The following is a 17,742-nucleotide window of genomic DNA, read 5'->3' on the forward strand; positions in this document are numbered from 1 at the left end:
TCCATGAACATTGCAAAATTCTGCATCAGGCACAAGGTCACAACGCTGCTCGCGGTCATTATGATCGCCGTGTTCGGCGTGGTCTACACCACCCAGCTCCAGATGGCGCTGCTGCCGAACATCGAATACCCCGCGGCCTATGTGTACTGCTACTACAACGGCGCGGGCCCCGAGGACATCGAGCAGCTCGTCACGCGCCCGCTCGAGTCCGCCATCATGTCGGTGCCCGGCGTGGACTCCGTCACCTCCTCGAGCGCCGACAGCATCTCGACCATCCAGATCATGTACGTTGAGAACACCGACGTGGACATCGCGGCGACCAAGCTGCGCGAGAAGTTCGACGCGCTCAGCCTGCCCGACGGCTGCGGCTCTCCCGTCATTCTGAACATCAACGTGTCCGAGTTGATGCCGAGCGCCATCGTCGGCCTTCTCGGCGACGACCTCGCCGCCCTCCAGCAGCAGGCGGAGAACGTGGTCGCCCCCGCGCTCGAGCGCATCGACGGCGTGGCGTCCGTCTCCGTCTCCGGCGGCGTGGAGCGTCAGATCACCGTGACGCTCGACGCGCAGCGCGCCGCGGGCTACGGCCTCTCCACGAGCTACATCACGCAGATCCTGCAGGCGGAGAACCTGCTCTATCCCGCCGGCGAGGTCTACAACGGCAGTCAGAAGCTCTCCGTCACCACCGACGCGCAGCTCTCCACGGTCGATGAGGTCGCCAACATCAACATCCCGCTCCAGACCGGCGGCACGGTGCGCCTCGGCGAGGTCGCCGACGTCGCCTTCGAGACCTCCGACCGCGACGCCATCGCCGCGATGGACGGTACGCCCGGCATCATCCTGCAGGTCAGCAAGCGCTCCGGCGCGAACGAGGTCAAGACCGCCGAGGCGGTGGCCGCGGCGATGGAGGAGCTGGCGGCGAAGGACGGCTCCATCCACTACGCCATCCCCTACGTCGCGAGCGAGTACATCAACGTCGCCGTCGACGCCGCGCTCGAGGGCATCATCCTCGGCGTCGTGCTTGCGGCGCTCGTGGTGTGGCTGTTCCTGCGCCGCGGCGGCGCGACCATGACCATCGCGGTCTCCATGCCCGTGTGCATTCTCGCGGTGTTCGTGCTGATGTACGTCTGCGACCTGACACTCAACATGATGAGCCTCGGCGGCATCGCCATGGGCGTCGGCATGATCGTGGATAACTCCATCATCGTGCTCGAAAACATCTACCGCTGGGCGTCCGAGGGACACGACCGCATGACCAGCTGCGTCGAGGGCACGAAGGAGGTCACGCTCTCGCTGACCGCCTCGACCCTCACCACCGTTGCGGTGTTCCTGCCGCTCGGCCTCACCGGCGGCATCGCGGGTCAGATATTCAAGGACTTCTGCCTGACCATCGCCTTCCTCATCCTCGGCTCGCTCGCCGTCGCCGTCACGCTCGTGCCGCTGCTGTGCTACTTCCTGCTCGACGAGAGCAAGGTGCATCTTGACGCCCTGCAAAGGGCGCAGAAGGGCGGACGCCGCGCGCAGAAGCTCATGGACTGGTATGTGAAAAAGCTCGACTACTATGTGCATCACCTCAAGCGCGGCGTGCTGGTGTCCGTCGCCCTCGTCGCGGTGTTCCTCGCCGCCTGCCTGAACACCAAAATGGTGCTCCTGCCCGAGATGGACGAGGGCATGGTCACCGTGACTGTCTCCATGCCCATCGGCTCGAAGGTCGAGCAGGCGGCGGCGATGGCGGAGCGCGTCGCCGCCATTGCCGAGGAGACCATCCCCGAGCTTGCCAGCTACTACTACACCGCCGATAGCGGTCAGAGCGCCAGTCTGGTGCTCAACCTCACCGACAAGGGCGAGCGCGACCGCAGCGCGACCGACATTGCCAACGCCCTGCGCGACGCGACCTATGACGTCGCCGGCTGCGAGATCACCTGCTCGGCCTACGACATGGGCGCGATGATGGGCGGCAGCGGCGTGAGCGTCAACATCACGGGCGAGGACTACACCACGCTCAAGATGATCGCGGATGACCTCACCGCGCAGATCGCGGCGATCCCCGGCGCGGTGGACGTTTCCTCCACGGTCGCCGAGCAGGTGCCGCAGGTCAAGGTGACCGCGGACCGTCAGGCGTGCTCGCAGTACGGCCTGACCGCCTACAGCGTCGCCGCAGCGGTGCGCTCCGGCCTGACCGGAAGCACCGCCACCACCGTCACCATCGACAATAAGGAGGTCGACGTGGTCGTGCGCGGCGACGGCCGCGCGGAGGAGAGTCTGGACGCCCTGCGCTCCATGGCGATCTCCACGCCGACCGGCGGCAGCGTGCCGCTCGGCAGCATCGCCGACGTCAGCGTCGTCATGTCCCCGCAGACCATCACGCGCTACAACCAGTCCCGCCAGGTGACCATCTCCGGTGACGCTGCGGACGGCGACACGAGCGCCATGGCCAAGAGCATCCGCGCCATCCTCGCGGGCTACACGCTCCCCGGCGGCTACACCGCCGAGCTTGCCGGCGGCTACACGGAAATGATGGAGAACTTCTCCGACCTCGGCCTTGCGCTCATCGTCTCCGTCGGCCTTGTGTACTTCGTGCTGGCCTCGCAGTTCGAGTCCTTCGTCATGCCGGTCATCATCATGATGATTCTGCCCATCGCCTTTGCCGGCGCGCTCTTCGCGCTGCCGCTCACAGGCAAGGATCTTTCGATGATCTCGCTCGTCTCCCTCATCATGCTTGCCGGTACGGTGGTCAACGCCTCCATCGTCCTCGTGGACTACATCAAGCAGCGCCGTGACCGCGGCGAGACGCGCGAGGAGGCCATTCTCCACGCCTGCCCGCTGCGTATCCGCCCCGTGCTGATGACCACGCTCACCACCATCCTCGCCCTCGTGCCGACGGCGCTCGGCATGACCGGCAAGATGAACGAGATGATGAGCGACATGGGCACCACCATGATCGCCGGTATGCTCGTCTCGACCGTCATCACGCTGCTCTTCACCCCCGTGTACTACTGCGTCATCGACGACCTGACGCACCGCCGGGAGCGGAGGAAGGCCAAAAAGCTCGCCGCCGCGCAGAGCAAACCATAAAACAGCAAAGCAAAACGGAAGGACCGCACTCGCGGTCCTTCCGTTTATTCAATAGGCTCTCAGCCGTTGTCTCCGCCGTCCGCCGGCTCTGCGGCGCCCTCCGCGGACGATTCCCCACCGGCGGCGTCCTCCGCGGGACCGTCCTCGATGGGACGCTCCTCGCTCCGATCGGGCAGGACGGTCGCCTGCCCGGCGAGCCGGCGGTTGACGAACATCCGCGCGGGATCGGCGCTGCGGTTCTTCAGCAGGATGACCGCCGTGAGAACGATCATCACAAGGCTCAGCGCCTGCGACACGCGCACGCGCTCGCCGAAGAGCGTGACGTGGAAAAGATACAGGCTGTCGGTCCGTAGCCCCTCGATCCAGAAGCGCCCGATGCCGTACCAGAGAAAGTAGAAGCAGGTGTTCTCACCGTCGAAGCGCCGTACCTTGTCCACCGCAAGGCAGAGGAGCAGCAGCCCCGCGACGTTCCAAAGGCTCTCATACAGGAACGTCGGATGCACGTCGATATAGTAGGTGCCGCTGATCCACAGCCGCATCCGCCACGGCAGCTCGGTCATGCCGCCGAAGGCCTCGCGGTTGAAGAAATTGCCCCAGCGGCCGATGGCCTGCCCGATGAAGATGCCCGCGACGCAGCAGTCGGCAAGCGCCCAAAGGCTGAGCTGCTTTTTTCGGCAGACGAGCCACGCGGTCAGGAATGCCGCGAGGATGCCGCCGTAGATGGCAAGCCCGCCGTCCCAGATGCGGTAGGTCTCCGCCCAGTCGATGCTGCCGTCCGCAAGACGGAATTGGTCGAGGTAAAAGAGCACATAGTAGACCCGCGCGCCGACGATGGCAAAGGGGATGGCCCAAAGCACGGTGTCGATCACGTCGTCCTCGGTCAGACCGTAGCGCGGCGCGCGCTTCATGCAGAACCACAGGGCGATGAGCAGCCCTGCGGCGATGAGCACGCCGTACCAGTAGATGCCGTTGCCGATGTCGAGCAGCTTGGGCGGGAGGGTAAAGCGCCAGTCGCCGAACAGCCCGGGAAAGCTGATGTCTGCGTTGGGATAACTCATTGGGAAGCTCCCTCCTTCTTGGGGATAAGAATGGACAGCGCGCTGCGCTCCTCGACGATGCTCTCGCGCAGAAACGCCTCCACATCCGCGCGGGTGACGGAATCGTACACCTCGGGGAAGCGGAAAGGATCAAAGCCGCGGAACGCGCCGTCCGCGACGGATACGGCGATGTTCTCGAAGCTGTTGAGCGCGCGCAGCGTCGAGCCGAAGCTCGCGCGGCGGAGCTGCTGATAGAACGCCTCGTCCACGCCCTCGCGCGCGAGGCGCTGCGCCTCGTCCAGAATGGCGCGCACGACCGTCTCGGGCTCGTTGCTGTCGCCGCCCGCGTAGAGGTAGGCGATGCCGGGGAGCTGATCGAAGCCGCCGCCGAAGCTGCCGTTGATGAGCCCCTTGTCGTAGAGCCGCTGGTAGAGCGGCGAGGAATCGCCGAGCAGGATGTCGCAGGCGATGTCCGCGATGATGTCCTGCCGCATCAGCGCCGCGCCGTCCGCTGCGGGAGGGCACTTGAAGCCGACGAGGAACTGCGGCATTGAGACCTCCATCGCCTCGCGGCGGCACTTCTCGACGACGCGCATATCCTCCTGCCCATAGTCGCGCTCGATGGCCTTGCCGCGGCTATTCGGCAGAATCTCCTCCGCGATGGCGGCGATCTCGTCGGGCTTCACGTCGCCGACGACGCACAGCATCATGTTCGCCGGGTCGTAGAACGCCTTGTGGCAGGCATAGAGCGTTTCGGGCGTGATCTCCGCGATGCTCTCCACCGTACCGGCGATGGCGACGCGGGCGGGGGAGGAGTGGTACAGGCACTCGAGCAGGTTGGTGTAGACCCTCCAGTCGGGCGTGTCCTCCACCATGCGGATCTCCTGACCGATGATGCCGCGCTCCTTGTCCACGCTCTCCTGCGTGAAGTAGGGGACGGAGACGAACGAGAGCAGGATCTTCAGATTATCCTCAAAATGCTCCGTGCAGTCGAAGTAATAGGCGGTCGTCGCGTTGGAGGTGAAGGCGTTCGGCTCTGCGCCGTTCTGACTCAGAACCTGCAAAGCGTTGCCGTCCTCGGTGTCGAACATCTTGTGCTCCAGATAGTGCGCGATGCCAGCGGGCGTATCGTGCCACACGCCGTCGAGCCGGAAGCGCATATCCATGCCGCCGTAGCGCGTGGTGAAAAAGGCGTAGCGCTTGCGGTAGAGCGGCTTGGGCACAACGGCGACGGTCAGTCCGTTCGGCAGCGTGGTCCGCAGCACCGTTTCGCCGATGCGGGGATAATTCGTTTCGTTCCACTTCATTGCGCCGCGCCCTCCTTTCCGGTGAGGAAATAGACCGTGTCGAGCCGGATGCTCCGCGCCGCCTCGGCGACGCGCTCGGGCGTGACGGCCTCGAGCTGCGCGATCAGCGCGTCGGTATCCTCCCACAGCCCCGTCGCGGCCTGCCCGAGATAGTATTCCTCCAGCCGACCCGCGCTGTCCTCGCGCGAGCGGAGCGAGGAGAGCATACAGCTCCGCGCGCCCTCCAGCTCCCACGGTTCGAAGTCACCGTTCTGCACGGCCTCGAGCTGCGCGGCGATCTCACGCCGCGCGACCTCGTAATTTTGCGCCTCAATGCCGCTCGACACCGTGATGATGCCCTTGGACCGGTGGTAGCCGGACGAGGCATAGTAGCACAGCGAGAGCTTCTCGCGCACGTTCAGAAACAGCTTGGAGTTGGAGTAGCCGCCAAAGATGAGATTCGCCAGCAGCAGCGCGGACGTGTCCTCGCTCGCGGCGCGGTAGCCCATGGCGAGCTTCGCCTGCGTCACGTCCATCGTCTCCGTGATCTCGCGCACCGTTTCGGGTGCGCCCACACGCTCGGCGACTGCAGGCTCGGCGACCCGCTCGCGCGGGAGCGCCGCCAGCGCACGGTCCAGCGCCCCCTCCACGCGCGCGCAGTCCGCGCTGCCGCAGTAGAACAGCTCGATGCGCGCCGTGGCAAGAAGCTCGCTGTAATAGCGGTAGAGCGTCTGATTCGTGAGCCTTTCCACGCCCTCCACGGTGCCGAGCCGGTCGATGCCGTAGCGCTCACCGCGGCACATCTCCTGCAAAAGCCGCGCGTCGGCGTAGTCGCGCTTGTCGTTGAGGATGCTCTCGATGGCGTCGATCAGATTTTCCTTCTCACTCTCCACATAGTCGCTCAGGAAGCGCCCGTTCCGCGTGAGCGGATCGAGCAGCAGCTCGCCGAGCAGGTCGGCCATCGGCTCGAGCAGCTGCTCTCCGCCGGGGACATAACGCTCGTCAAGAAAGCTGCCGACAAAGCCGAGGCATTGATTCTCGCCCTTCTTGCGCACGGTGTAGGCGATGGACGCCCCGTACAGGCGGTCCAGTTCCGCGGCGATCGAGCGCATATCGCGGTGCGCGGTCGTGCCGCGGCGCAGCACGGCGGGCAGCAGCGCACCGGCGGCGACGGTGCTCTCTTCCAGCGGCGTGATGAGCTGCGCGCCCAGCACGCCGGTCTTGAATTTTGCGGCGGGGACGTAGGTCAGAAAAACGCCCTCCGCCAGTTCCTTTCGCAAAGGCTCCATAAAAGCGGCTCCTTTTCCATTCTATATTGATGGTAGCATAGCACGAAAATGTGAACATTACCACATCTTTTCATAAAATCTTTCCCATTCGCCGTTTTTCCCGCGAATAAGCCTTGACTTTTCTGCTAAACTCGTGTAAACTGATTCTTGTTGTAAAGTGTTATGACTTTACACGGAATACTCAAAGGAGGATTCCCCGTGAAAAATCAGACCTTTCGCATGACGATGCTCTTTGACTTCTACGGCGAACTCCTCACCGAGCGGCAGAAGGAATTTTACGAGCTTTACTACGACGAGGACCTGTCCCTCTCCGAGATCGCCGAGAACTACGGCATCTCCCGCCAGGGCGTGCGCGACGTCATCGTCCGCGCCGAGGCGTACATGACCGAGATCGAGGATAAGACCGGCCTTGTCAAGCGCTTTATGCAGCGCACCCCCCACCTCGAGCGCATCGAGGCGGCGACGGACGAGCTGCGCAGGCTCAATGACCGCCGGTATGAGGATTCCCGCATCGCAGAGCTCGTGACCGTGATCGAACAGGAGACCGCGGCACTCAAGGAGTAAGAAGGAGCATTTCATGGCATTTGAGGGCCTGAGCGAAAAGCTCAACAGCGTATTCAAGGGCCTGCGCGGCAAGGGCCGCCTGACCGAGGAGGACATCAAGCTCGCGATGCGCGAGGTGCGCATGGCGCTGCTCGAGGCGGATGTGAGCTACAAGGTCGTCAAGGACTTTGTCGCCAAAGTATCCGAGCGCGCCGTCGGCGCCGAGGTGCTCGACAGCCTCACCCCCGCCCAGCAGGTCATCAAGATCGTCAACGAGGAGCTGACGGCTCTGATGGGCGGCGCGAACGCGCGCTTGACCTTTGCCAACAACCCGCCGACGGTCGTGATGATGGTCGGCCTTCAGGGCGCGGGCAAAACGACGAACGTCGCCAAGCTCGCCGGCCTTCTGCGCCGGCAGGGCAAGCGCCCGCTGCTCGCCGCCTGCGACGTGTACCGTCCCGCGGCCATCACGCAGCTGCAGGTCGTCGGCGCACAGCTCGGCCTGCCCGTGTTCGAGATGGGGCAGATCGACCCCGTCACCATCGCGGTCGAGGCCGTCAAATACGCCAGGGACCACGGCAACGACATCGTCTTTCTCGATACCGCCGGCCGCCTGCACATCGACGAGCAGCTCATGGACGAGCTCAAGCGCGTCAAGGCGGCGGTGAAGCCGAACGAGATCTTGCTGGTCGTGGACGCCATGACCGGACAGGATGCCGTGAACGCCGCCACCGCGTTTGACGAAGCCCTCGGCATCGACGGCGTCGTGCTCACCAAGCTCGACGGCGATGCCCGCGGCGGCGCGGCGCTCTCCATCCGCGCGGCGACCGGAAAGCCCATCAAATACATCGGCACGGGCGAAAAGCTCGACATGCTCGAGCCCTTCCACCCCGACCGCATGGCCTCCCGCATCCTCGGCATGGGCGATGTGCTCAGCCTCATCGAAAAGGCGGAGCAGCACGTCGACGAGGAGAAGGCGAAGAAGCTCGAGGAAAAGCTCAAGAAGAACCGCTTCACCCTCACCGACTACTATGAACAGCTCGTGCAGCTGCGCGGCATGGGCGACCTCAGCCAGCTCGCCGAGATGATGCCCGGCGGCATGGGCAAGCAGTTGGCCGGCGCCGAGATCGACCCCAAGGTCATGGCGCACACCGAGGCCATCATCCTCTCCATGACGCCGGAGGAGCGCGAGAACCCCAAGCTCCTCGGTGCGAGCCGCAAAAAGCGCGTCGCCGCCGGCTGCGGACTGGAGGTCGTGGACGTCAACCGCCTCTTAAAGCAGTTCGAGCTGATGCAGGACCTTGTCAAGCAGATGACCCGCGGCAGGATGCCCAAGGGACTCGGCGGCTTCGGCGGCAAGGGCGGCATGAGCCGGATGCACGGCTTCGGCCGCAAGAAGCGCTTCAAATAATACCCCGTTGATTCATGCCAAGTGCATACGATCATACAACAAAAAACATATTTTATTTCGGAGGAAAAACACCATGGTCAAAATTCGTCTGCGCCGTATGGGCGCCAAGAAGGCTCCTTTCTATCGCGTCGTCGTCGCCGATTCCCGCTATCCCCGCGACGGCCGCTTCATCGAGGAGATCGGTACCTACAATCCCTGCGTGAGTCCCGCTGAGATCAAGATCGACGCCGAGCGCGCTCAGGAGTGGATCAAGACCGGCGCCCAGCCCACCGACACCGTCCGCGCGCTGCTCAAGAGAATCAACGCGATTTGATCCGCGGGGGACAACGCATGAAGGACTTGCTGCTCTACATCGCCAAAAATCTGGTCGAGCATCCGGATGAGGTCACGGTGACGGAGAAGCAGGGAACGGACGAGCTGACGTTGGAGCTGCACGTTGCGCCCGACGATATGGGCAAGGTGATCGGCCGTCAGGGCCGCATCGCCAAAGAGATCCGTACAGTCATCCGCTCCTATGCGCAGCGCACCGGAGAGAAAGTATCGGTCGATATTGTTGACTGAGAAAATGCACCCAAAGCCTGTGGCTTTCGGGTGCATTTTTTTGCCGCACGCGAAAAAATGCAGCGCGCCGCGTTAAAAATTGCAGAAAGGTAGTGCAAAATCCGAAAGGCTGTGCTATAATGCAAATCACTTTTATTTGTTACTGAAAGAAAGGAGCCTTTCTTATGCGTATCGTTGTCAAGGTGGGCACCTCCACGCTCGCCTACCCCACAGGACGGCTGAACATTCAGCGGATGGAGCGGCTGTGCAAAACGCTCAGCGACCTGAAGAACGCGGGCCACGAGATCATTCTCGTTTCCTCCGGCGCCATTGCCATGGGCTTCGGCAAGCTCAACCTGTCCGAGCGCCCCAAGGATATGCCGGGCAAGCAGGCGTCCGCCGCGGTCGGCCAGTGCGAGCTGATGTACGTTTACGACAAGCTCTTTACCGAGTATAACCACATCGTCGGCCAGCTCCTCATCACCGCGCCGGACATCGCCGACGGCGGCAGCCGGAAGGCGAACTTCCACAACACGATGGACCGCCTGCTGGAGCTGGGCGCGCTGCCCGTCATCAACGAGAACGACACCGTCTCCACCGAGGAGATCGCCGTGGGCGACAATGACACGCTCTCCGCCATCGTCGCCGCCACCGTCTCTGCGGACCTGCTCGTGCTGCTCTCGGACATCGACGGCCTGTATGACGGCGACCCGCGCAAAAACCCTGACGCGAAGCTTATCCCCACCGTGGAGACTGTCGACGAGCGCATCATCGCCCTCGGCGGCGGCAGCGGTTCGAGCCTTGGCACGGGCGGCATGGCGACCAAGCTCTTGGCGGCGCAGATCGCTGTCGGCGCGGGCTGCGAAATGGTCATCGCCAACGGCGAAAAGCCGGAGCTTTTGTATGATATCGTCGCGGGCAAGCCCATCGGCACCCGCTTTCTGGTCAAGAGGTGAAGAATATGACAACGCTGGAGCTTCTTCAAAAGACCCGCGCGGCGATGGGCAGCATTGCCGCTGCCGGCGCGGAGAAAAAGAACGCGCTGCTCCTTGCCATGGCGGACAGCCTGGAGGCGCACTGCGCGGAGATCCTCGCCGCGAACGCGGAGGACATGGCCGCCGCGCGCGGCCGCATCACCGACGTCATGCTCGACCGGCTCAAGCTCGATGAAAACCGCATCACCGGCATGGCGAACGGCATCCGCGACACCGTCAGGCTTCCCGACCATACGGGCCGCGTTCTCAGCGAGGTCGTGCGCCCCAACGGCATCGTCATCGACAAGGTGCAGGTGCCGCTCGGCCTCGTCGCCATCATTTACGAGAGCCGCCCCAACGTCACCTCCGACGCTGCGGCGCTTGCCGTCAAGAGCGGCAACGTCTGTATGCTCCGCAGCGGAAAGGAAGCCTACCGCAGCGCCCGCGCCATCGTCGCGGCGCTCAAGGCAGGCGTTGCGCAGGCGGGCGGCGACCCCGACATCGTGAACATCGTGGAGGATACGAGCCACGCCTCCGCGCAGGAGCTGATGACCGCCAAGGGCCTCGTCGATCTCCTCATCCCGCGCGGCGGCGCGGGCCTGATCCGTGCCTGCGTGGAGAACGCCACCGTCCCCTGCATCGAGACCGGCACCGGCATCTGCCACGTCTATGTGGACAAGGCCGCCGACCTTGCGAAGGCGGTCAGCATCATCGTCAACGCCAAGGCCAGCCGGCCCTCCGTCTGCAACGCGGAGGAGGTCTGCCTTGTTCATCGGGACGTCGCGGCGCAGTTCCTGCCCCTGCTCAAAAAAGCCATCGTGGACGACCGTGCCGCCGCCGGCCTGGTCCCCGTCGAGCTGCGGCTCGACCCCGCCGCCGCGCGGATCATCGACGGCACCCCCGCCGGGGAGCGCGACTTCGACACCGAGTTTCTCGACTACATCCTCGCCGTCGGCGTGGTGGACAGCGTGGACGCCGCCATCGCGCACATCGCCGCGCACTCCACGCACCACAGCGACTGCATCGTGACCGAGGACGCCGCCGCGGCAAAGAAATTCACCGAGCAGGTGGACAGCGCGGCGGTCTACGTCAACGTCTCCACCCGCTTCACCGACGGCGGCGAGTTCGGCCTCGGCTGCGAGATGGGCATTTCCACGCAGAAGCTCCACGCCCGCGGCCCCATGGGGCTCGACGAGCTGTGTACCTACAAATACGTCGTCCGCGGCAGCGGACAGATCCGGTAAGGAGGGACGCTTGATGGCAAAGTATGAGGCCGGTTTCATCGGCGCCGGCAATATGGGCGGCGCGCTTGCGCTCGCCGCGGCGAAAAAGACCGGCGGCGACCGCATCGCCGTGGCGTGCTCCACGCAGGAGCGCTCCGAGGCCGCCGCGCAGCGGCTCGGCTGCACGGCGGAAACGCCGCAGCGCATCCTCTCGGACAGCCGCTTCGTCTTTCTCGGCGTCAAGCCGCAGATGGTCGTCGGCGTGGTCGAGAGCCTCAAGGCGGACATTCTGGCCTCCGAGGGCATCTTCGTCTCCATGCTCGCGGGCGTGAGTCTCGAGAAGCTCGCGCTGCTGCTCGGCGCGGACAAGAAGATCATCCGCATCATGCCGAATACGCCCTGCGCCGTGGGGCAGGGGCTGATCCTTTACGCGGCGAACGGCCGCGTGAGCGAGGATGAACTGTGCGCCTTCCGCGAGCTGATGGCGCCCGCCGGAGCACTCGACGAGCTGAACGAGCACCTGATCGACGCGGCGAGCGCCGTCTCCGGCTGCGGCCCCGCCTACGCCTATCTGTTTATCGAGGCGCTGGCGGACGGCGGCGTGAAGAACGGCCTGCCTCGTGCCAAGGCGCAGCGCTATGCCGCGCAGATGCTGCTCGGCAGCGCCGAAATGGCGCTCCGCACCGGCCGGCACCCGGGACAGCTCAAGGACGAGGTGTGCAGCCCCGGCGGCAGCACCATCGCGGGCGTCGCCGCGCTGGAGCGCAGCGGCCTGCGCAGCGCGTGCATCGAGGCGGTGGACGCCGCGGTGGAAAAAACCAAACAGCTCGGATAAGAAAAGCTAAGCGGCGGTCCGTGAGGACCGCCGCTTACTGTCGAAAAAGTGGCAAAACCACTTTTTCGAGAAGGCTTCGCTGCGTTCTGCGCCTCGGTTGTCCGCTGTCAGCGGACAATTCGACGCTCGCTCCGCGCAAGGTGTTTTCTGCCACGCACAGGTCGCGGCAGAAAACGAATCATCCTGCTTTCGCGTCTGCGGACGCGAAACTCTGCGAGGCATTTTTCTGCTTGACAACCGGACCGCTCCATGCTACTATATCGGTAGCCGATATATCGGCAACCGATAAAAATGGGGGGGAGCGTATGAGCACCGCCGCGCTGACCGAAGCGGTCTTTTATATCCTGCTCTCGCTCGACGCGCCGCTGCACGGCTATGGCATCATGCAGAACGTCGAGCGCCTGAGCAGCGGGCGCGTGCGCCTTGCCGCCGGAACGCTCTACGGCGCGCTCACCACGCTCACCGAGCGTGGCTGGATCGAGGCCGTGGGCGAGGACGAGGGCCGCAGGAAGGAATACCGCATCACCCCCGAGGGACGCGCCGCCGTGCGCGCGGAGCTTGCCCGATTGCAGGAGCTGACCGCCAACGGCGAGGCGCTGACAAGGAACTGGACGTGACGGAAAGGAGAGAAGAATGCGAAAACAGAAGCTTTGCGTTATATGGATCTGGTACCTGCTGTACGACAATGCGCGTTTTCAGCGCTGGCTTGCGCGGCACCGCCGGCACGGGTGGGAGCTCGCGGACGTCGGCTGTATCTTTTTCCGCTTTGAGCGCGGTGACGGCACGCGCTACCGCTATTACATGCAGATGATGAAGGATGACCCGGATACGAAGCGGGGACGGGACTATCTCGCGGGTGTGGAGGAGCTGGGTGTGACCTGCCTGGGATGCTTTTGGCATCGTGCGTTCTTTCGCTGGGAGGACGACGGCAGACCGGTGGAGATGTTTTCCGACCTCGCGTCACAGGCATTGGAGGCGAAGTGCGTGCGCAGCGCGCAGCTGGCCGCGGCGGTGTGGTGCGCGGTCAATGCTGCGCTGCTGTTTTTCCGGGCGTGGCTTGATTTTGATGCGGCGAGGGGCTTCGACGAGCTCTATGCCGACCTGATCGCCGCAGGCGCGTCGAGCATTGCGGAGGCGTGGGCGCCGAGGATCGCGATGTACGCCGCATTTGGCCTTTTGTGGCTCGGACTTACCGTGTGGGGTGTGCGCGCGGCTGTTCGCACGCACCGGAAATGGCGCGGGCTCAAAGACGAACAGCTCGTTCACGAATAGACCCGCCGGGAAAGGAGACGACGATGAACGATGTGAAAAAGACCTGGTGCGGACCGGTCTATACGCTCGATCCGGAAAAAATGGAGCGGCAGTTCAACCGCCTCTCCGCCGAGGGCTGGCAGCTCGAGGGCACGGGCTGGTTCTCCCTCCGTTACCGCCGCGGCAAGCCGAATGAGTACCGCTACCGTGTGCAGTACCTCTACGAGTCCCGCGACGGGCAGAGGGACGACTATGTGCGTGGCCTTGCCGAGCTGGGCGTTGAGCTGGTCATGGACATCGGGAGCTTTCTCATCCTGCGCAGACGGAACGACGGCACGCCGTTCGAGCTTTTCTCCGACCTCGACTCGCGGATCACGAGCGAGAAGCGCTATCTTCGGACGCACGGCTTGCTCGCGGCGTTTTGGCTGGTCCTTGCGGCGGGCCCGCTGCGCCGGGCGGCGGTGTGGTACGGGCGCATCCTCGAATATGCCGCGGACCTTACGGCGGAGAGCGGGATCGACCTTCCACGCTTGTGGGCGGAAGGCATCCTTACGGACGCTCTTCTCGGTCTGCTGTGGCTTATCATGGGCGTCGGCTTTCTCCGGCAGGCGTACCGCTCCGCGAAGCGGCTCCGCAGGCTGCGGCAGGCGCGGCTTATCGAAGAATAAAAGAAGCGCGGCTCCCGCGAGCTGCGTTTCTTTATGCGATTTTTACAGGATAAGCATGAGAGAATGTCGGGGCGCGAACGGCAAAAACGGGTTGCCTTTTCGGGGAAAAAGACTATAATAAACTATCAGTGCGCTATGAGTGTAGTGCATTCTGCATAAAAGAAAGGACGCCGCGCCCATGTACGCTTTGCTCAATGTTGCCTTTGCCCTGCTCGCGGGACTGCTGATGACCCGCATCTTCTCCCGCTGGCGTCTGCCCGACGTGACCGCCTTTCTGGTCGCGGGCGTGCTGATCGGACCGTTCTGCCTCGGTCGGCTCGGCATTGTGGGCGTCGGCTTTCCGGATTATGAGAGCGTCGCCGCGCTCGGCGCCCTCTCCGATGTGGCGATGGGCTTTATCGCCTTCGCCATCGGCAACGAGTTCCGGCTGGAGGACCTGCGCAAGACGGGCCGTCAGGCCTTCATCATCGGCATCGTGCAGGCGCTCGTCGCCACCGCGCTGGTGGATCTCGCCATGCTCGGCTTCCATTTCCTGCGCCCCGACATCCTCTCCGCGCCGGCCGCCATCACGCTCGGCGCGATCGCCGCGGCGACGGCTCCCGCCGCCACGCTGATGGTCGTGCGCCAGTACAAGGCCAAGGGCCCGCTCACGAGCCTGCTGCTGCCCATCGTCGCGCTGGACGACGCGGTGGGCCTGGTGGTGTTCGCGGTCAGCTTCGGCATCGCCAAGGCGATGATCAGCGGTGCGCTGAGCATCGTTTCCGTGCTCGTCAACCCGCTCATCGAGATCGTGCTCTCCCTGCTGCTCGGAATGCTCGCGGGAGCGGCCCTCACGCGGCTCGAGGCCATGTTCCACTCCAACCGCAACCGAATGTCCATGACCATCGCGTTCGTGTTCCTCACGGTCGCGCTCGCGGCGTTGGAGTGGCGCATCGGCGAGGTCGTCATCGGCTTCTCGCCGCTGCTCGTGTGCATGATGCTCGGCACGGTGTTCTGCAACATCTGCCCGCTCTCCGAGGATCTGATGGACCGCGCGGACGACTGGTCCGCCCCGCTGCTGGCGGTGTTCTTCGTCATCAGCGGCGCGGAGCTGCGGCTGGAGGTGTTCGGCGAGTTGACGATGGTGCTCATCGGCGTCATCTACATCATCTTCCGCAGCATGGGCAAGTATTTCGGCGCGCACTTCTCCGCCAAGGCGGTCGGCTGCGATGAAAAGACGGTCAAATACCTCGGCATCACGCTGCTGCCGCAGGCGGGCGTGGCGCTGGGGATGTGCGTGAGTGCGCAGGCACTGGGCGCGGCGGACGGACTGCTGGTCCGCAACATCGTGCTGTTCTCCGTGCTGATCTATGAGCTGGTCGGCCCGCTGCTGACCAAGGAGGCGCTGACCGCCGCGGGCGAGATCACCGCCAAGCCCAAGGAGGTCTTGGAGCGCCGCGCCAAAGCGCTCGCCGAAGCGGAGCCGAAGGAGTTCCTCGAGGAGCGCGAGGCAAAGAAGCATAAAAAACAGGATTTATGAGAAAAAAGAGACGAAAGCCGTGGCTTTCGTCTCTTTTTCCGTTCAGTCAAATTCCAAAGCGCTCTCGCCCTGCGGCAGCACCTCGCCGACGATGGCGCTCCACGGCGCAAAGGCGTGGAGCTTTTCGAGCAGCTCCTCCGCGTCCGCGCGGGGAAGCGACACAAGCAGTCCGCCCGAGGTCTGCGGGTCGGCGGCCAGGTCGAGCCTCGCGCGCTGTGCGCCGTCGAGCACGCGCAGGTGCGGCTTCACATAGTCGCGGTTGCGGTACGCGCCGCCCGGCACGATGCCCATGTCCGCCAGCTCCTCCGCCTGCGGCAGCAGCGGCAGCGCCGCGCCGTGCAGCCGGATGGTGACGCCCGAGCCGCTTGCCATCTCGTAGCTGTGCCCGAGCAGACCGAAGCCGGTCACGTCGGTGCAGGCGTGGACGCGGCTGACCTCGCGCACGGCCTGCGCGGCCTTCGCGTTGAGCGCCGCCATGCTCGCATACGCCGCATCGCGGGCGCTGTCGTCCGCAAGAGCGGCCTTGAGCGCGGTGGTGATGACGCCGACGCCGAGCGCCTTGGTCAGCACGAGCACGTCGCCCGGCTGCGCGCCGATATTTTTGAGGATGTGCCGCGGATGGACGAAGCCGGTGACGCACAGGCCGTACTTCGGCTCGTCGTCCTGAATGGTGTGCCCGCCGGCGATGACGCAGCCGGCCTCCACGGCCTTGTCGTGCCCGCCCTCCAAAATGGCGCGGACGGTATCGAGCGGAAGGCAGCTCGGCACGCAGAGCAGATTCATCGCCAGCTTCGGCACGCCGCCCATGGCGTACACGTCGGAGAGCGCGTTCGCCGCGGCGATCTGACCGAAGAGGTAGGGATCGTCCACGATGGGCGTGAAGAAGTCCACCGTTTCGATCACGGCTACGTCGTCCGACACGCTGTAAACACAGGCATCGTCGCTGCTGTCGTAGCCCACCAGCAGCCGCGGGTCAAACACATTAGGCAGACCCTCTAAAATTTTCGACAGGGCGCCCGGCCCCAGCTTTGCCGCTCAACCGGCGGCGGAGGTCATTTGCGTGAGCCGAAGCTCGCGGTTCTGATCCATTGCCGTCTGCCTCCTTTCCGTTGTGAAATGGTAAGGCTACACGGACGCCTTGGCCTGCTTGCGCACCAGCTCGGCAAAGGTGCGGGCGGGGGAGCTCATGGAGCTTTTCCGGCGTCGGGCCATGTAGATGCTGCGCCGCACGGGCGTTTCGTCCAGCTCGAATTGTAAGAGCTGTCCCGCCGCGACGGCCTCCTGCACCGCGAGTGCGGAGAGGATGGATACGCCCGTTCCCTCCGCGACCAGCCGCTGCAGCACGGTGGGGTCGGAGACGTAGGCCACGGTGTGGATGACCTGCGGATCGAGGCGGATCTCGCTGAGATAGTTGTCGATGACCTTCTGCGTGCCGCTCCCGCGCTCGCGGAAGAGGAACGGCTCGCGGAACAGCTCGCGCCCGAGCACGCCCTGCGTTTTCAGCGCCGCGAAGCGCGGCGTGTTCGGTGTGATGAGCACCAGACGGTCCTCGGCGATCGGCTCGTAAATGAGGTCCTGCCGGTCGTCGGCGCTGCCGACGAAGCCGAGGTGGATGTCGCCGTTGAGCAGCATCTGCTGCACCGCGGCGCTGTCGCCGCAGAGGAGCGTGCAGCGGCAGGCGGGATTCTCCCGGGCGAAGCGCGCCATGTAGCCCGGCAGAAGGCTCTGCGCCGGCACGGTGGAGGCGCCGAGCGTCAGCTCGAGCGCGCTGTCGACCGCGACGTCGAGCAGCAGAGCGCTGCATCGGCCGAGGATGTCCTGCGCGTAGCGGTAGACGCGCTTGCCCTCAAGCGTGAGCGTCAGCCGCCGCTTGGACTCGCGGTGGAAGAGCTTGAGATGCAGCAGCTCCTCCAGCGCGCGGACGTTGTCGCTCACCGTGGACTGGGCAAGGTAGAGCTTTTCCGCAGCGGCGGTGAAGCTGCCGGCGTCCACGACGGCGGAAAAGATCTCAAGCTGACGGAGATTCAGACGTTCCATCGCACGGCCTCCTTCTGTGGCTTTCTAATGTTATTGTAGAGAGCGCGGCGTGGTTTG

The 17,742-nt window shown here is 64.5% G+C and carries 17 protein-coding genes; 12 read left to right on the forward strand and 5 right to left on the reverse strand.

The genetic code is table 11. From position 1 onward, the window contains the following. Positions 1-3 precede the first annotated feature (3 nt). Entirely contained in the window at positions 4-3,072 is a 3,069-nt protein-coding gene (locus KQI17_RS04650; protein ID WP_216495034.1) for an efflux RND transporter permease subunit, read from the forward strand. Between the two features lie 59 nt (positions 3,073-3,131). On the opposite strand, the gene lgt is transcribed toward KQI17_RS04650, so the two are convergent. Genes lgt through yfmF form a run of 3 tightly spaced genes read right to left on the reverse strand, consistent with a single transcriptional unit; the run spans position 3,132 to position 6,684 of the window. Further along, entirely contained in the window at positions 3,132-4,130 is a 999-nt protein-coding gene (gene lgt, locus KQI17_RS04655) for a prolipoprotein diacylglyceryl transferase (protein ID WP_216495035.1), read from the reverse strand. After that, positions 4,127-5,416 carry an EF-P 5-aminopentanol modification-associated protein YfmH gene (yfmH, locus tag KQI17_RS04660; RefSeq protein ID WP_216495036.1) on the reverse strand — a complete coding sequence of 430 codons (1,290 nt, stop codon included), beginning with the start codon at positions 5,414-5,416 and terminating at the stop codon, positions 4,127-4,129. The genes lgt and yfmH overlap by 4 nt, the downstream gene beginning before the upstream one ends. Next, positions 5,413-6,684: an EF-P 5-aminopentanol modification-associated protein YfmF gene (gene yfmF / locus KQI17_RS04665; RefSeq protein ID WP_216495037.1), complete on the reverse strand. Its 1,272-nt coding sequence runs from the start codon at positions 6,682-6,684 to the stop codon at positions 5,413-5,415. The genes yfmH and yfmF overlap by 4 nt, the downstream gene beginning before the upstream one ends. Before the next feature lie 198 nt (positions 6,685-6,882). Here yfmF and ylxM point away from each other — a divergent pair, with 198 nt between their 5' ends. The 11 genes from ylxM (at position 6,883) to KQI17_RS04720 (ending at position 15,648) form a co-directional block, all read left to right on the forward strand. After that, positions 6,883-7,248: a YlxM family DNA-binding protein gene (ylxM, locus tag KQI17_RS04670; RefSeq protein WP_216495038.1), complete on the forward strand. Its 366-nt coding sequence runs from the start codon at positions 6,883-6,885 to the stop codon at positions 7,246-7,248. Between the two features lie 13 nt (positions 7,249-7,261). Beyond that, positions 7,262-8,638: a signal recognition particle protein gene (gene ffh / locus KQI17_RS04675; protein ID WP_216495039.1), complete on the forward strand. Its 1,377-nt coding sequence runs from the start codon at positions 7,262-7,264 to the stop codon at positions 8,636-8,638. Between the two features lie 73 nt (positions 8,639-8,711). Then, complete coding sequence (gene rpsP, locus KQI17_RS04680) at positions 8,712-8,951, forward strand: 30S ribosomal protein S16 (RefSeq protein ID WP_022019159.1); 240 nt, start codon at positions 8,712-8,714, stop codon at positions 8,949-8,951. Between the two features lie 17 nt (positions 8,952-8,968). After that, positions 8,969-9,199: a KH domain-containing protein gene (locus KQI17_RS04685; RefSeq protein ID WP_022019160.1), complete on the forward strand. Its 231-nt coding sequence runs from the start codon at positions 8,969-8,971 to the stop codon at positions 9,197-9,199. 164 nt (positions 9,200-9,363) lie between these two features. After that, positions 9,364-10,134: a glutamate 5-kinase gene (gene proB / locus KQI17_RS04690; protein WP_216495040.1), complete on the forward strand. Its 771-nt coding sequence runs from the start codon at positions 9,364-9,366 to the stop codon at positions 10,132-10,134. 5 nt (positions 10,135-10,139) lie between these two features. Further along, complete coding sequence (locus KQI17_RS04695; protein ID WP_216495041.1) at positions 10,140-11,396, forward strand: glutamate-5-semialdehyde dehydrogenase; 1,257 nt, start codon at positions 10,140-10,142, stop codon at positions 11,394-11,396. A gap of 13 nt (positions 11,397-11,409) precedes the next feature. Continuing rightward, complete coding sequence (gene proC, locus KQI17_RS04700; RefSeq protein ID WP_216495042.1) at positions 11,410-12,210, forward strand: pyrroline-5-carboxylate reductase; 801 nt, start codon at positions 11,410-11,412, stop codon at positions 12,208-12,210. A gap of 305 nt (positions 12,211-12,515) precedes the next feature. Then, positions 12,516-12,827: a PadR family transcriptional regulator gene (locus tag KQI17_RS04705; RefSeq protein ID WP_216495043.1), complete on the forward strand. Its 312-nt coding sequence runs from the start codon at positions 12,516-12,518 to the stop codon at positions 12,825-12,827. Positions 12,828-12,843: 16 nt separating this feature from the next. Beyond that, positions 12,844-13,482: a DUF2812 domain-containing protein gene (locus tag KQI17_RS04710; RefSeq protein ID WP_216495044.1), complete on the forward strand. Its 639-nt coding sequence runs from the start codon at positions 12,844-12,846 to the stop codon at positions 13,480-13,482. 23 nt (positions 13,483-13,505) lie between these two features. After that, positions 13,506-14,129 (forward strand): DUF2812 domain-containing protein, encoded by a 624-nt coding sequence (locus KQI17_RS04715; RefSeq protein ID WP_216495045.1) that lies wholly within the window; start codon positions 13,506-13,508, stop codon positions 14,127-14,129. Between the two features lie 178 nt (positions 14,130-14,307). Continuing rightward, a complete protein-coding gene (locus KQI17_RS04720; protein ID WP_216495046.1) occupies positions 14,308-15,648 on the forward strand; it encodes a cation:proton antiporter in 1,341 nt (446 codons plus the stop codon). 42 nt (positions 15,649-15,690) lie between these two features. On the opposite strand, the gene selD is transcribed toward KQI17_RS04720, so the two are convergent. Together selD and KQI17_RS04730 are read right to left on the reverse strand one after the other, a co-directional pair. Then, positions 15,691-16,737 carry a selenide, water dikinase SelD gene (selD, locus tag KQI17_RS04725; RefSeq protein ID WP_216495047.1) on the reverse strand — a complete coding sequence of 349 codons (1,047 nt, stop codon included), beginning with the start codon at positions 16,735-16,737 and terminating at the stop codon, positions 15,691-15,693. A gap of 36 nt (positions 16,738-16,773) precedes the next feature. Then, entirely contained in the window at positions 16,774-17,685 is a 912-nt protein-coding gene (locus tag KQI17_RS04730) for a LysR family transcriptional regulator (RefSeq protein ID WP_216495048.1), read from the reverse strand. Between the last annotated feature and the right edge of the window lie 57 nt (positions 17,686-17,742).

The organism is Oscillibacter sp. MSJ-31, from assembly GCF_018918025.1.
Classification (GTDB): Bacteria; Bacillota; Clostridia; order Oscillospirales; family Oscillospiraceae; genus Hominicoprocola.

What these genes read in the sequence shown, in the direction of transcription:
- rpsP (WP_022019159.1), top strand. Translation starts at nt 8,712, where the DNA reads ATGGTCAAAATTCGTCTGCGCCGTATGGGCGCCAAGAAGGCTCCTTTC.
- KQI17_RS04730 (WP_216495048.1), bottom strand. Translation starts at nt 17,685, where the DNA reads ATGGAACGTCTGAATCTCCGTCAGCTTGAGATCTTTTCCGCCGTCGTG.
- KQI17_RS04685 (WP_022019160.1), top strand. Translation starts at nt 8,969, where the DNA reads ATGAAGGACTTGCTGCTCTACATCGCCAAAAATCTGGTCGAGCATCCG.
- ffh (WP_216495039.1), top strand. Translation starts at nt 7,262, where the DNA reads ATGGCATTTGAGGGCCTGAGCGAAAAGCTCAACAGCGTATTCAAGGGC.
- KQI17_RS04715 (WP_216495045.1), top strand. Translation starts at nt 13,506, where the DNA reads ATGAACGATGTGAAAAAGACCTGGTGCGGACCGGTCTATACGCTCGAT.
- lgt (WP_216495035.1), bottom strand. Translation starts at nt 4,130, where the DNA reads ATGAGTTATCCCAACGCAGACATCAGCTTTCCCGGGCTGTTCGGCGAC.
- KQI17_RS04650 (WP_216495034.1), top strand. Translation starts at nt 4, where the DNA reads ATGAACATTGCAAAATTCTGCATCAGGCACAAGGTCACAACGCTGCTC.
- KQI17_RS04705 (WP_216495043.1), top strand. Translation starts at nt 12,516, where the DNA reads ATGAGCACCGCCGCGCTGACCGAAGCGGTCTTTTATATCCTGCTCTCG.
- yfmF (WP_216495037.1), bottom strand. Translation starts at nt 6,684, where the DNA reads ATGGAGCCTTTGCGAAAGGAACTGGCGGAGGGCGTTTTTCTGACCTAC.
- KQI17_RS04720 (WP_216495046.1), top strand. Translation starts at nt 14,308, where the DNA reads ATGTACGCTTTGCTCAATGTTGCCTTTGCCCTGCTCGCGGGACTGCTG.
- KQI17_RS04695 (WP_216495041.1), top strand. Translation starts at nt 10,140, where the DNA reads ATGACAACGCTGGAGCTTCTTCAAAAGACCCGCGCGGCGATGGGCAGC.
- KQI17_RS04710 (WP_216495044.1), top strand. Translation starts at nt 12,844, where the DNA reads ATGCGAAAACAGAAGCTTTGCGTTATATGGATCTGGTACCTGCTGTAC.
- proC (WP_216495042.1), top strand. Translation starts at nt 11,410, where the DNA reads ATGGCAAAGTATGAGGCCGGTTTCATCGGCGCCGGCAATATGGGCGGC.
- proB (WP_216495040.1), top strand. Translation starts at nt 9,364, where the DNA reads ATGCGTATCGTTGTCAAGGTGGGCACCTCCACGCTCGCCTACCCCACA.
- yfmH (WP_216495036.1), bottom strand. Translation starts at nt 5,416, where the DNA reads ATGAAGTGGAACGAAACGAATTATCCCCGCATCGGCGAAACGGTGCTG.